Consider the following 12,981-nt stretch of genomic DNA (forward strand, 5'->3'; position numbering starts at 1 on the left):
TGCCAAAGAGCTGCGGGCATTGCAAGGTGACTACAGTGCCCGGATAGGCGAAATTCAGGAAAAAGCCAGAATGCAGGGGCTGGATTCCCTTACGCCGGCAGAAGTGCGGGAATGTGCAGATTTACGCGGTGCGATGTCAAATATTGACGCATCACGGAATTTGGTGCTCCATCGTGCCCAAGTCACCGGCGGCTCAGAAGAAACCACCCAGGAAATCGTGAAGATTATGGGGCAGACGGGAATTGCGGCGTCTGCGGGGGTGGCCGCAAAAGGAATAAAGGGAAGCCCTATACCGGTTCCTGATCCTGTGACAACTAATAATGGATTAGTGTATAAATCAAACCCTAAACATACCCCAGGACAAATAGGTTATCACCGTAATGCCGGGACTGAACCTAAAAATTCGGTCGAATTGTTTGGCAATTCAGTTGCAAGTGGTAAAAAAAGATACGCATTGGATAGTGATGGTAATGTACATCAATTTACCAATACTAATGATGGTACGTGGCATTGGTCCGGTAGTACAGGTGATAAAAGTGCGGCATTAAGCAAGAGCGACGTTCCATCAGACGTTAAAAAGAAACTTGGTTTACCAGAAAAATGGAGATAATTATGATTTTTGGTGATCCAAATCATTTTGCCATACTTATAGAGTATTTATCTGATTGGAGTACAGAAAATGGATATAGAAATGGCTTATTTCATTTTTGTATAGATGGAAAGCTGTATCCAAATAGTGCGAAAGTAGCAACATTAGGAGGAGATATCCTGTGTTTATCTGATGGGAATGCTTTGGCATTACCTGTTGAAAATAATAATATTTTTAATATGGAAAAAAAAGAAGCTTACTTCTCTATGTTAAAAACAATGTTGCCTGAACGGGCTGAACCAGGGAAAGAAGTATCAGACGATTTTGTTACTTCTTACAAATATCAAGCATCTACATATAATTTAGAAAATGACTGTTGTTATGTTTTTGCTGTATCTAATGGCAGTATGATAAGAATCTTAGGTTCAAAACTGAGTGTTTTAAATGGTAATGATGATGTTGGATATCATTGGGAGGAAATACTAAAACCACATATTACTGATATTATTTTAGAAAAGGAAACAGTGAAAAACATTGTCACTTCGACAATAAATTATTATTACTGCCTAAAGTAAAATCCCATCCATGTGAACTGCTCCCCAAATGTTAGATAATCATCCGGCATTTAAAAGGAGCAGTTCATTACGTCTGAGAAAAGTGGCTTACAGGCTAAAAAGTCGCGAAAACACGCAGAGAGAACAACAAGCTGTACCGGCACAGAGCAATGTGTTGCTGTTGCCAAAGAGCTACGGGCATTGCAAGGTGAGATGACCGAACATTACATAACCACTCACAAAATACCCAGTCCCATACACCAAAAGAAACTTTTACCGGGCCTCGTGCCCGGTTTCTTTACCCTAGTGTTAAAAAATGGCCTTCGGATTATTTTAGCTCCTCATTAATGACCTGCCGAACAATCAACTTTGCGGCCCATAGACGCCGCTCAGACTTTTAGCTAACCTAACCAGAAAATAATCATATTATTTATCTGAACATTGTTTCAACAAGAGACTACCCAATGACTAACCATAATGACATACAACGTACAATGCGCGCTCAGATTCGGGGAGCAAAAGCTGCCAGGATTTATCGTAATTTACGCCAGCGTTTACGTACTTGGGATGCACATTGTGTTGCCAAAGCCCACAAATACAATCTCCCCAGTTGGATAGGACATTTACCAATTTATCTATTTGTTGGCAGCTCAGTTATTGCATTACTGCTTGGGTCATTGGCTATAGCTATAATGGTTATACTGGCCTTTGTATTATTACTAGGAATTTCTCAAAACATGTGGAATAAAAAAAAATTCAAATATAAGTGAGCAAAAAGCTGCTTATGAACGTTTTTCATGGGAACAAGATTGGGATAAAGACACTTATAAAAGACATTCATGGGAATCAGATGACTGTTGAGATCAAGAGTAACCCTATCCAGTCATCCATATCAGGCTATACTAAGTAACAATTAAAGCTTTCCAGATGTCTTAGAACCTAATTGACTGCCAGCCGCCTTGCTATCCTTAGTTGCTGTGCTGCCTGCATTTTCTATTACTCCACCAACTTTAATTCCCGCCCACGACAACGCTCCCATCCACAATGCCGGCAGCACAATAAACATCGTCCCCATCACAAAACTCATAATGATATCGTCTGTGCTATTCTGAAAACCGGCCATATTCCAGCGGCTGTGCGTATCTGAACCATACAATGCCTCCAGAAGCCAACTGTCTAGCCAGCGTGCCAACTCCCACCAGAATGTCAAAAAGTTCAGCGCAAACACGACAAAGGTCAGCGTAATGACCGTCTTATATTCATAGACAGCAAATACTATAATCAGGGGCAATATGATAATCACCGCCATCAGTATAACAGCCTGTACCATTGGTAATGCCTGGCGCATTGCATCAAACGCCGGAAAGGCCGCCAAGCTTCCCAACGACACCCCGCCCAATGAGGCTATCCGGCCCACCGAATTCATCAGGGTAAAATCTGCGTTACCGCCGTAGCCTGCATAGACATGTCCCCCTTGAGATGCGGTCAAATTTTCCGGGCTCACCAGACGCCGTATCACCGCTTCTTTGTATTCTGACGTATCTTTGCCCATCAGTTTCAATGCTGCCGATAGCCGAAACCACATGCCTGGCTCAACCTGAGCCATCACCCGTTTTTCCAATCCTACCTGACTGTCTGACCACCATTCCTTACAGGTCGGATATCCCCCCTGCCCCGTATTAGCCAAACCGTCATCCCGGTGCGGTTTCCAGGGAAAATCCGACCGGGGCGTTTTTGACTGAAGCACATCATAATAACCCGCACTATTCAGAAACGTTTTTGACCCTAACCATTCAATATCCCGTAATACCGCTTCATCCAAAGTTCTTCCCTCGTCCCGACGTTTCCACTGATACAATGCCAGCACATAACAGTCATGGGTGAAATCCTGTAATATCTGAGCCAGAGCCGGATTATTAATTCGCGTATGCTGGACCTCAAAACGCAGTTGCCTCAGGTCGGGACGGCAAGGAAGAGAAGCTGTTGCGGCCTGAGTCACCCCTTTGGAAATCTGATGAACCAGTATCCACCAAACCAGAGCCGCCGCTGTTTTACCATCAAGCGACGATATCACGGACGCATAACCCGTTTCAGCCGGTTTCGGTGTCCAAGTACCGCAACTTTTTGCCCGCGAGTCATCATACGTAATGGTATTCAGACTCACATTGACCAACGGCACACAGCAAACAATCATCACCAAGAAAGCGCCATACAAGGTGTTTTCAATCCGGGTCACTGAGAGCATGCCCTTATTTCCTTCATCCTCCCCATCTTCCCGGACTTGCAGCCAGATACCTATCATTTTGAATGTCAGCGGCAGCACAAATAACCCGGTGGCCAGCAGCACATTCCACAAGCCGTTATTCACCATCCAGCCCAGCAGGGTCAGAAAATATTCCAGATAGCTGTAAGTTGTCATGACTGCTCTCCGGAGACGAAGAACATGGCATACTCACAACATCCCACAAATCCCAGCGAAATGAGTGCCATCCGTTTCAGAGCCGCTTTCTGTGTTAACGGCAATGGGGATCGCCACAGCTGCCACATGAAACAGGCAATAACACTGTACATGGCCAATCGCCAGGCCAGCCAGCCGTAACGGGTCGCGTACATCCAGTGTTGTAAGGCATTGAACTGAGACGGATACGCCAAGCCAACTGCGGCAACAAGTAACATGCCCCCCATCATCAACGTGACGATTAACCCTCGCCTGAAATTCTGTTTCAGTCTCACGCTCAACCTTTGTGTAGTGCCAGCAGGTACCCGGATTTCACTTTGCTCAGACATCATTATTGTCCTTCGCGCCCTTTCGGCGGCACGGACAAGGTGTGAATACGGCTGTCGGTATTATCGATGGATTGCCGTTGCAGATTCATTTCAACCCGATTTTGTTCACGCTCAAGCGTGGTCAGTGCGGTATTTTGTGCAATCGCCCGGCGCAACTCCATTTCATTCTTCAGGGCAGTAATTTCTCTGTCCAGTGTCGCAATACGACGATCACTCTCTGCCATAGCCTGCACCTGAGCAGCGGCATTCAGTTCTGCCTGCCCGGTCATCAACATTCGCCGCATAGTGAGCGCAGTCTCAATGGTGTCTGCCATCGCTAACTCACTGGCCAACCGACTCACCAGCGCACCACTGTCCGGATCACGTTTCAGGGCCTGGACAACCCCACGAGTCACCGCCAAGCTACCCGTTTTGAGTTTTGCCAGATTGACTACAGTAGGCGCATTTTCCCCGCTGACCAGTTTCATCAATTGCTCAATGTTGGTTCTGGTAGCCTCTTCCAGCATCGGCGCAAACCCCGTCCCAGCGACACTTGCACCCGGCTGGTCTTCGGTACCGCCACTGGTACACTGACGACTGTCAGTACAGGTACGAACCGAACGATCACCTAACACCCTGACGACCGCGGCGGCGGCTTCTTCACTGTTCTTGAATTTCTGGCAAGCAGCGCCATTACATTGTGTGCGGTTGACATTGGCATGGCTATTCGCCGGCAGGTTGTTCATCATATTGAAGCCGGCTTTTGCCAGATCCCGGATAGGCTGAATGGCTTTCTGCCCTTTTCCTCCCCGTTTTTCACCCCCAATCCAATTTGAACCTTGTGTACCGTCCGCAACCTCCATTTTTTGTGTCGTGCCGACCGCATCACCGTTGCCGGTATTCACCAGCGTTTTGTATTCCTCCATCAACGCCGCTTTAGTCCATTTACTGCTATCCGAGAAATCCATCATACGCTGTGACATGTTCTGGCAACTCAGTTGTGATTTGTCGAACGCAATACCAGCCTGTAACACACCGTTGGTCAGCATTTCATATAATCCCGGATTAGCACGCTGGATAACCATTGCCGGCAAACTGGCTACGGCCCCAGTAGCCCCCTGTATTACTTCCCCCATCAGGTTTTTAAACCCCGAAGTCAGGCCATTAAGCTGATTCCCTACCGTCGTTTTTAAATCAAAGTTACCGCACATCAGGTCACTGCTCCAACCGAGGTTTAATCCACCCAGATGTTGCAAATGACTGCGGGTCGCCGGCTGCGATATCACGGATCCGCCACCTATGTTGTAAAACAGTTTGTCCGATACAGCCCCATTCAGGCTTTTCCCGTAACCTATCGGGCTGTCAGCAATGGCAAAACCTGCCGCCTGAACAACAGGAGCACGCATAAACGCCAGTGCTATCAATACAGGCAAAAATAATCGTTGTCTCATCCCATGATCCCAGTCTCAAAAATCGGTACTGTAGAGAAAAGTCTGCCCACGTTGCTGACAACAACTGTACGGTTGCCACAATGCAAAGACATAATTCCCGTCCTTGCACAGGTAGTCTTCTAAAAGCCAACTTAGACAACAAATGGTTCAACTTGTGATAGAGTATCCTAGGATATTACCTAGTAGGCAACATCGGGGATAAGGTAAGTTAAAACCGCCGAAAATTTTGTTGCCCTCATTTAAATTCTCACGTTAGGTTAAGCTGGATTACCGTCATATGCGCCAGATATCTGAATTTCAGTGTCTCCATTAGTCATGATCCAGCTCATTAAGAACTCGATGAGATGGACGAAACCGTCTGGTTCTTGGACGATGGGAGCGCTATCCTGTCAACAGTGGCTCAGACCGAACGGCAGCGGAGACTGGAACAAACCGACGAAGGGCGAATCGAAGCCAAGGGCGTCAGGTTCCGTCCATAAAACCGACAACAGGTTTTGGTAATGAAAGGTGAGGATTTTTGAGCTTCCGAGATTGTTAGGCAACTGGGTATTAGCCACTCCACCGTCTACAAGATACTGAAAGAAACAAGATAATCATGACATCAGAACTACAGATTTACACCTCGTTACTCACCGATGCAAAGGAACGGATCCGTGGGGGTCAGTTCAGAGCTGCGCAGTCCGTCAATGCTGAACTGATCCAGATGTACTGGGACATCGGTCACATGCTCCATGAACGTCAGGAGCAACAAGGGTGGGGAGCAGGGATCATCCCGAAGCTGGCACGGGATATTGTTAATGAATTGCCAGAGGTCAAAGGCTTCTCAGAAAGGAACCTGAAACGCATGCTACGTTTCTACCGCGAGTACGCCTTGCCACGAATGGAGCAACAAGGTTCCGGAAAGCCCGTATCGACAATTGTGCCACAGCCTGTGGCACAATTGCCGTGGGGTCACAACATTCTGCTGATCGAGAGGATAAAGGATCAAACCGAGCGATTCTGGTATGCAGAACAGACTCTGATACAGGGATGGAGCCGAGACTCCCTGCTTCATATGATCAAAAGCAATGCCTATGCCCGGCAAGGCTCGGTTGTCAGCAACTTCAAAAACCGGTTACCCGTATCTCAATCGGAGCTGGTACAGCAGACCCTGAAGGATCCCTATGTTTTCGATTTCCTCACCCTATCGGAACCCTTCAAAGAACGTGAGCTGGAAACGGAGCTTCTCAAACACCTTGAAAAATTCCTACTTGAACTCGGCGAGGGATTTGCTTTTGTGGGACGACAATATCGTATTACCGTAAGCGAACAAGATTATTACCTTGACCTGCTTTTTTATCATCTGACTTTGAGGGCTTTCGTTGTGATAGAGCTGAAACGAGGAGAGTTCAAGCCTGAACATGCCGGTAAGATGAATTTCTATTGCTCTGTGGTCGATGAAAAGCTACGGCATTCCACTGATCAGCCCACCATAGGTTTGATTTTGTGCCAGACCAAAGACCGGATACTGGCCGAATATGCCTTGCGCGGTATTCAAAAACCAATTGGCGTTTCGGATTACGAGTTAACCCGTACATTGCCAGAGGACTTAAAATCCAGCTTGCCAAGCATTGAGGAACTGGAAGCAGAACTCAGTCATAATGATGAAAACACCCCCTAACAAATGAAAGGAATTTCCCCTCAATTTGGTTACTGTATCCATCTTCCGTGTCATTATGAGAATAACCAATATACTGCTAAGTAAGTATTATAACCGTTGGCCTCGTATTTGGAGGCCATATCTTTCAGCAACATAAAGGCATAAAATCATTCTTACTATTATTAAAGAGGTACTTGAGACGTTTTACCAACCAATCCACATCACACCGCTTTTACCTCTAAAGATATTTTTTAAAAGTACTCATCATCACGGTAATAGCAAGCCCTAATAGGAGAGCTGCGGGTAACAAGAGTAAATTAGGATACACAGCCGATGGCCAAGAGAGATATAACAGACAGGGTACACAAAACGCCGGTTTCACAAACCGTTTGGCGTGATGATAGACAAAGCTCGATTCATAAGCGGCACCATAACGTCTCAAGTCACGTCGACTGAGTCCTTCAACAACAGCAACACCTATAACCATCACAAACAATGGCAAAAACAACACTAGAATAGTGAGCCGGATAATAAAGGTTACGGTCACATATACCGTTGCCAACAGGTACTTCCGCAAACTTTCCGCCAGCCATACACTCCAATCGCTCAACTCTCTCACCATTTCATGGTGGCTCCGAGCTTGTACTGTATGCTGTTGATTAATCCAGTCCAGTGTACCACTGTCTACAAGCACCCACTGATAACCCCATTTTAACCAGATATTGAGCGTAGTAGCGGGCTCTGATAAAGTAAGCTGCGGGTAAACTCTTTAGACAACCAACCGCTTTCCGTGATCATAACTTGTTGGCTGTGTCTCTCTCCCTGTTCCGGCCAGAAAAAGGCTATCCCAAAATATTCAATCACCAGACTGAAAAACAACGAAGCCAGCAACAAGCCAATAAGTATCCACGGAAAATCCCACAAAACTGTTTTTAATGGTCCTGACTTTTTCGGTGGTGTCTGCGGCGATTTAGTTTTCTGTTGCGTCATCGTCAGCTTCCTCATCAAGAGTCAGCACCGCTGGATTTAACATCATATCCAGGTCAGCCTGACTGTCACTTGGCATTGAGCCCGCTGACCACCAGGATTCACTGGTACGGTAATGTTTACGCATATCATCAGCGATTTTTTGCAGACTTGCCGGCATCAGGTCATCATCATCGGCTGCCGGCAGCGGCATCCGAATCTTCCATAACCGTCCCCCTTCAAGCAGAGCAAATGCCTGACCTTTCGGCAGATTAATCACCTCGGCGGGGGTAATTAACGGCGTTCTGATCGTGCTAACCCGGTCCTGAGTGTTAGAGGTAAAGTGACTCCCTTGCTCCGGACTGGAGATATCGGTAATCCCGGAGACCAAAGTTTTAGTGTACACTTCCACCTCTGGCAACTGGCGGGTTAGCAGTTCGGCAGTGTTGTTTTCCCTAACCCGCAGCATAACCAGGGTATTAAAATTTCCTGTTACCTGTGCCGCTTTAGCACTGCTGCCAATGCGTGCTTCGATATCAGACAAAGTCTGAGTGTAAGCGGTTACCTCTATCCCGGCACCGCCCCCCTTGTTAATCAGCGGAATAAATTCATCGCCCATCAGCTCATTGAATTCATCACAATGTAAGCTAATGGGGAGTTTTCTCGTTTTACCTTCTGGCAAACCGTCATCCAGACCAAATTTGTAGATATGACCAGCAACGGAAACCAAGTCTGCGAACATGGAATTGCCTACTGCCGAAGCTACTTCTGCATCCGATAAAGCGTCCAGCCTCACATAGACGATACCTTTCTTGCGTATCACTTGTTGCCAGTCAAAGATGGGACGCGGATCATTCATATCCGTGTAATCTGGTGCCAACAGCGCGGCTATTTTCCCCGTTGTCAGCTTTTCCAGTAATGGCAACAGGGACGCCACAATTTTGTCAAAATAGGTGCGATCATAGCGAACCGCACTGCGCAACCCGTCCAGTATCGGATCATAGAGTTCTTTCCCCACTTCTGAGCTTAATGCCATTTCAATCGCCCAGATTTTCACTGCATTCGCCTGCCCCTGCATATTGCGTGGCAAATCGTCTTCCGTCAGCAGACCCAGGCTTTTCTCCACCTGCTCCCACAACACAGGCAGGCATTGCCTGATAATTTTTTCAGCATAAGTTTCATACAGTTCGCCAATATTGGTGACATAACGTAATATCAGGGTGTAATCCGGTCGCTGCCCCAGTGCCACCAAAGCACGAGTAACGATATTGACAAAGCGCCAGGCAAACTCACGAAAAGCGGCACTGTTACCCGCCCCACTCAATTGTCCTGCTATACGAGAAGCGACTTCTGAAACCCGACCAAAACGCCCAACAGCATTGTAGCGAGCACTAATATCCGGCCAGCCCAGATGAAACACATGGAACTCATCTTCCCGCCCGGCACGATGCGCTTCCGCCCACATGCGTTTAAGCAGGTCTGCATCCCCTTTCGGATCAAACACAATCGTGATATTACCCCACCGGATATCCTGCGTGATGAGTAACTCTGCCAGCCGAGTCTTACCAACACGGGTTGTACCGAGGACCAACATGTGGCCAACCCGCTCGCACAGGTCCATTGATACATTAACCTCTTCCGGCTCAATGCCATGCAGTGCCGGATTGCCCCCTACTGGCGGCAATGGCCTCAACGGGTTCCACGGAGAATCACGTTGAGTCAGACGACATAAGGAGGGCAATGGGTACTCAAATCGCCGCTCAAATGCCCTCGCTAATTGATAATACCGGGAAGGTTGAACATACGCAGAGTATTCAGAAATCGTTGTGTATGTTTTTGTTGCCAAAGAAACCCTTTCCCCAGAAATAATCTCTGATGACTAACGGGCACCTGGTAGCTAGCCATCACATAACGGGGCAATCGTCGGATATTGCGCCGGTAGTTCAGTATACGTAACCCCTGTCCGAATCGGAGACCTGATAACACGCCAAAACCTGCCGCCATGACATAACTGACCGATGGTGACAATGCCACAGCCCACGGCGCTGCGATACAGACACCGGCGGCAACCGCCGAAACAACAGCGGTATTCATCTCAACTGCCGGACGTAACTGCGCTTCAATCACATAACGATCACCCATCTAGCCCGCCATAACACCACAATTGCCAACAACAATCCCAATAAAAGCACCGGGAAACTGTGTGGTAACACCAGTTCGGATAATATAGGATGACGGGGCCACATCAACGCACCTGCTGGGTTAAGCCAGTATCGGTAATCAACACTGGATAATGCTGTAAGCGCAAACGACGAGCCAAATCACTGCCGGAAGCGGGGGCTAATACCAATCCCTCGGCAAGCTGACGCAGTTCATCCAGTTGTGCTTTATCCCGCACACTGACCAGCAACCCCACCGCCTGCTTTTTCCGAAGGCCAACTAAATTTTTCTTCAACCACTGTTTTGACAAGGTATCGTCCCCAATAATGAACAACGCTCCCATTCCTGGCAATTGCAACGGACGAGCGTCAACAGGTCCGGGAGACAATTCCGGCGTTTCCACCGGTAACATTCCCCCTTCAGTTAAATCTGGCGGGATCGCCTCCGTATTTGAAGAAGTCGTCGGTTCATTGTCCTGAGCGTTAATGGCCTCAAAATACGCTGCTGTAGATTGTCCACCTAAATCAGCCACAATAGTCAGTGCAGCCTGAGAACAGGGCGTCAATATCATCATTAAAAATAAACGGCAGCGATAACGGATTAAGTTATGGATTAACATCTTCTTTATTTTTCCTTCGGTTCAATCCAGGTCCGTGTCGTATTAGCCACAGCAATATTGGTAGACAAAACAGGATATCGGGTCTTTAGCGTACTCAGTTTACGTGCGACGATTTTCCGATACTTACTCGCGGGTTGACCTCCAGCGGGATGGTGATAACAGCCTGCCGCATTCAACCAACTACCCGGATTGGATTGATAACAGGTTTTCAGAATACGGGCTGCCACATGAAGATTAGTATAGGGGTCCAAGGCATCCCAATAAGAACGAAAATAATGGCCGTTCCAGCCTAAATTCACTTGAGTAATCCCCACATCAATACGTTTGAGGGGTACGCTACGCATAAATCCCTGCAACGCCTGCCAGACCGCTTGTCGGGTTGCATAATGATAACTTTTTCCAGCCACATTGAGCGTCCACGGCCAGGGGCGTTCATGTTTCTCCTGTGGCAAACGTTTTGCCGATTCAGCCAGTGCCAACGCATAAAGCATTTCAGCGGGTACGCCATGAACCCGCGCAATCTGCTGGTACCCAGGCGGAACGACCTGTTTTACCGCAGCGGCCATACCTTCTGTCATCCAAAAGAGACTTCCCGCCACAGCGAGACTCAAAATGCCGCCACACGCCATCCGTCATTCTCATGTTGTAGTACGACCGGCATTTTCCCCTGACCAAATTGTCGCCAGTGTCCTTTATCATGATTAAGCGTGATTTCTCGGCTACGGACTTTTTCTGATGGAATATGATGTTTACCTGCCCAGGTACGTAAAACATCATCGTTGCCTTCGCTATCTACCAGGTAAATATCCACCTCACGGTCAGCTGACAAGGCAGCAGCCAGCCGGGCATCACAGGCTGCGCAATCCTCTTTCACAAATAACGCCAGCCGCCCCTGATTACCCTGTGCGATTCCGTCCCCCTTGCCTAAATTAACCGGCAAAATATTCGGCGCCAGACGCTTCCAGGCCGCATCCACCGCCCGCTGGAACGCCAGTTCCTTTTCAGTACGAACATATTCCTGCCTGACCCACAATTCGGCATAACGTTGACGCGCTTGTACTGTTTCGGCCTCAATACCCAATGCACTCAACGGATCGAGCCCAGGAGACTGAATACCCCGTTGCCCCTGCATCAATTGCTGATAACGCTGAAACTCTGCTTCCGTCAGCCCCCACATTTGCGCCTGAATACGGTGGTTTTCAGCCTGCGTGACCTGTTGCTGAGTCGCTTTCATTCCCGTCTCTGTCTGTTCAGAGATAGCAACCTGTGCCGCCGAAGCTGACAGAGACATAACAACGCCAATCAGCACCACCCCCTTCCTCTGGCTGAAAAAATCTTTTCTCATCATTACCCTCCATTGACTGACAGGGTTTGACGATACCCTTGTACCTGGAACAAAGCCTGATGATCAGAGATACTGACCAACGTCCACTCAAATGTGCGTTCACCTGGAGTCAGTAAACGCATTTGAGATATTTGGGAATGAGGATCTGTGTCTCGTGGAATAATAACGGCATAAACTTGTTCTCCCCGACGTTCAATACCAGAAAGTATGAAAGGAGCCACTATCCGTTTCTTCGTTCGAAGAACCTCCCGGTCAGGTGTGCCCGCTTTTTTACCAGAATGCTTTTCCTGCTGAGATTTCCACGCGATTAATGCGTCAACGCGCATTTCCTGCTGTTTCCCGATATTTTTCAATACATTCACTGCTTCGGTAAGATCCTGATGAGCACGGCTTACATCAGTCACTGACTGTACCAGCGGTTTCTGTTGATCGTTGATGGAGTCCTGTTGCGCTATCAATGTCTGATGAAATCGGTCATTTTGCATTTGCCAGTCTGACGGGAGACAAAGCCGGTATCCGCTTTATCAAGCCGTTCGTGCAGCTTTTGCACTTCATCAGGCAAATGCTGGAATGAGCCATTTCGCATCAATGACTGAAATTCCACTAACTGATGATGTTGCTGCCGTACTACGAATGCCAGAAATGCTATGCTGACAATAACAAGCAATATTGACAGATACCGCAGACATTTTTTTAACAACAATCTGGGTTGGGTCTTTTGAGAAACCGCTTGCTGAAAGCTATCAATTTCAGCTTCAGACGTAGGCGACAGAGGAGGGATTTCAGTTGTCATACACAACATCCTTGTTTGTTTTATTTAGCGCTGTGCCTGGCGTACTTTTAGTATTATCGGGTTGCTTGACAAAACAACCGACACAGAAATGCGACTTAT

The 12,981-nt window shown here is 47.6% G+C and carries 13 protein-coding genes and 2 pseudogenes; 5 read left to right on the forward strand and 10 right to left on the reverse strand.

The features are described from left to right. The 4 genes from C6H66_RS26885 to C6H66_RS16870 all read left to right on the forward strand — a co-directional run. The coding region (locus C6H66_RS26885) for a hemolysin/hemagglutinin-like protein HecA precursor (RefSeq protein WP_105396170.1) at window positions 1–610 on the forward strand (610 nt) is incomplete at its 5' end. A gap of 2 nt (window positions 611–612) precedes the next feature. Next, window positions 613–1,164: an immunity 42 family protein gene (locus C6H66_RS16860; RefSeq protein ID WP_065824372.1), complete on the forward strand. Its 552-nt coding sequence runs from the start codon at window positions 613–615 to the stop codon at window positions 1,162–1,164. A 28-nt stretch (window positions 1,165–1,192) separates the two neighbouring features. After that, window positions 1,193–1,360, forward strand: a complete 168-nt coding sequence (locus C6H66_RS26040; RefSeq protein WP_181148741.1) for a hypothetical protein — start codon at window positions 1,193–1,195, stop codon at window positions 1,358–1,360. Window positions 1,361–1,607: 247 nt separating this feature from the next. Beyond that, a complete protein-coding gene (locus C6H66_RS16870) occupies window positions 1,608–1,913 on the forward strand; it encodes a hypothetical protein (RefSeq protein ID WP_105396171.1) in 306 nt (101 codons plus the stop codon). Window positions 1,914–2,056: 143 nt separating this feature from the next. Here C6H66_RS16870 and C6H66_RS16875 read toward each other — a convergent pair whose 3' ends face one another. The 3 genes from C6H66_RS16875 to C6H66_RS16885 are packed head-to-tail and all read right to left on the reverse strand — an operon-like array spanning window position 2,057 to window position 5,360. Next, window positions 2,057–3,562 carry a conjugal transfer protein TraG N-terminal domain-containing protein gene (locus C6H66_RS16875; RefSeq protein ID WP_105396172.1) on the reverse strand — a complete coding sequence of 502 codons (1,506 nt, stop codon included), beginning with the start codon at window positions 3,560–3,562 and terminating at the stop codon, window positions 2,057–2,059. Beyond that, window positions 3,559–3,930 (reverse strand): hypothetical protein, encoded by a 372-nt coding sequence (locus C6H66_RS16880; RefSeq protein ID WP_105396173.1) that lies wholly within the window; start codon window positions 3,928–3,930, stop codon window positions 3,559–3,561. The genes C6H66_RS16875 and C6H66_RS16880 overlap by 4 nt, the downstream gene beginning before the upstream one ends. A gap of 2 nt (window positions 3,931–3,932) precedes the next feature. Further along, window positions 3,933–5,360: an integrating conjugative element protein gene (locus C6H66_RS16885; RefSeq protein ID WP_105396174.1), complete on the reverse strand. Its 1,428-nt coding sequence runs from the start codon at window positions 5,358–5,360 to the stop codon at window positions 3,933–3,935. 595 nt (window positions 5,361–5,955) lie between these two features. On the opposite strand from C6H66_RS16885, the gene C6H66_RS16895 reads away from it, so the two are divergent. After that, on the forward strand, window positions 5,956–7,020 hold the full coding sequence (locus C6H66_RS16895) for a PDDEXK nuclease domain-containing protein (protein ID WP_105396175.1): 1,065 nt from the start codon (window positions 5,956–5,958) through the stop codon (window positions 7,018–7,020). Window positions 7,021–7,237: 217 nt separating this feature from the next. On the opposite strand, the pseudogene C6H66_RS16900 reads toward C6H66_RS16895, so the two are convergent. The 7 genes and pseudogenes from C6H66_RS16900 to C6H66_RS16930 all read right to left on the reverse strand — a co-directional run bounded on the left by C6H66_RS16900 (window position 7,238) and on the right by C6H66_RS16930 (window position 12,882). After that, window positions 7,238–8,004, reverse strand: a pseudogene (locus tag C6H66_RS16900) (TIGR03747 family integrating conjugative element membrane protein). Further along, window positions 7,970–10,107, reverse strand: a pseudogene (traD, locus tag C6H66_RS16905) (type IV conjugative transfer system coupling protein TraD). Before traD ends, C6H66_RS16900 begins: the two co-directional pseudogenes overlap by 35 nt. Before the next feature lie 103 nt (window positions 10,108–10,210). Next, window positions 10,211–10,744 (reverse strand): integrating conjugative element protein, encoded by a 534-nt coding sequence (locus tag C6H66_RS16910; RefSeq protein ID WP_105396176.1) that lies wholly within the window; start codon window positions 10,742–10,744, stop codon window positions 10,211–10,213. 5 nt (window positions 10,745–10,749) lie between these two features. Beyond that, window positions 10,750–11,322 (reverse strand): transglycosylase SLT domain-containing protein, encoded by a 573-nt coding sequence (locus C6H66_RS16915; RefSeq protein WP_105396224.1) that lies wholly within the window; start codon window positions 11,320–11,322, stop codon window positions 10,750–10,752. 29 nt (window positions 11,323–11,351) lie between these two features. Then, window positions 11,352–12,089 carry a TIGR03759 family integrating conjugative element protein gene (locus C6H66_RS16920; protein WP_105396177.1) on the reverse strand — a complete coding sequence of 246 codons (738 nt, stop codon included), beginning with the start codon at window positions 12,087–12,089 and terminating at the stop codon, window positions 11,352–11,354. Between the two features lie 2 nt (window positions 12,090–12,091). Further along, a complete protein-coding gene (locus C6H66_RS16925) occupies window positions 12,092–12,574 on the reverse strand; it encodes a hypothetical protein (RefSeq protein WP_105396178.1) in 483 nt (160 codons plus the stop codon). Beyond that, on the reverse strand, window positions 12,544–12,882 hold the full coding sequence (locus C6H66_RS16930) for a hypothetical protein (RefSeq protein ID WP_105396179.1): 339 nt from the start codon (window positions 12,880–12,882) through the stop codon (window positions 12,544–12,546). The genes C6H66_RS16925 and C6H66_RS16930 overlap by 31 nt, the downstream gene beginning before the upstream one ends. Between the last annotated feature and the right edge of the window lie 99 nt (window positions 12,883–12,981).

This window comes from Photorhabdus hindustanensis (assembly GCF_002968995.1).
Taxonomy (GTDB): domain Bacteria; phylum Pseudomonadota; class Gammaproteobacteria; order Enterobacterales; family Enterobacteriaceae; genus Photorhabdus; species Photorhabdus akhurstii.

What these genes read in the sequence shown, in the direction of transcription:
- C6H66_RS16860 (WP_065824372.1), top strand. Translation starts at nt 613, where the DNA reads ATGATTTTTGGTGATCCAAATCATTTTGCCATACTTATAGAGTATTTA.
- C6H66_RS26040 (WP_181148741.1), top strand. Translation starts at nt 1,193, where the DNA reads ATGTTAGATAATCATCCGGCATTTAAAAGGAGCAGTTCATTACGTCTG.
- C6H66_RS16870 (WP_105396171.1), top strand. Translation starts at nt 1,608, where the DNA reads ATGACTAACCATAATGACATACAACGTACAATGCGCGCTCAGATTCGG.
- C6H66_RS16875 (WP_105396172.1), bottom strand. Translation starts at nt 3,562, where the DNA reads ATGACAACTTACAGCTATCTGGAATATTTTCTGACCCTGCTGGGCTGG.
- C6H66_RS16880 (WP_105396173.1), bottom strand. Translation starts at nt 3,930, where the DNA reads ATGTCTGAGCAAAGTGAAATCCGGGTACCTGCTGGCACTACACAAAGG.
- C6H66_RS16885 (WP_105396174.1), bottom strand. Translation starts at nt 5,360, where the DNA reads ATGAGACAACGATTATTTTTGCCTGTATTGATAGCACTGGCGTTTATG.
- C6H66_RS16895 (WP_105396175.1), top strand. Translation starts at nt 5,956, where the DNA reads ATGACATCAGAACTACAGATTTACACCTCGTTACTCACCGATGCAAAG.
- C6H66_RS16910 (WP_105396176.1), bottom strand. Translation starts at nt 10,744, where the DNA reads ATGTTAATCCATAACTTAATCCGTTATCGCTGCCGTTTATTTTTAATG.
- C6H66_RS16915 (WP_105396224.1), bottom strand. Translation starts at nt 11,322, where the DNA reads ATGACAGAAGGTATGGCCGCTGCGGTAAAACAGGTCGTTCCGCCTGGG.
- C6H66_RS16920 (WP_105396177.1), bottom strand. Translation starts at nt 12,089, where the DNA reads ATGAGAAAAGATTTTTTCAGCCAGAGGAAGGGGGTGGTGCTGATTGGC.
- C6H66_RS16925 (WP_105396178.1), bottom strand. Translation starts at nt 12,574, where the DNA reads ATGCAAAATGACCGATTTCATCAGACATTGATAGCGCAACAGGACTCC.
- C6H66_RS16930 (WP_105396179.1), bottom strand. Translation starts at nt 12,882, where the DNA reads ATGACAACTGAAATCCCTCCTCTGTCGCCTACGTCTGAAGCTGAAATT.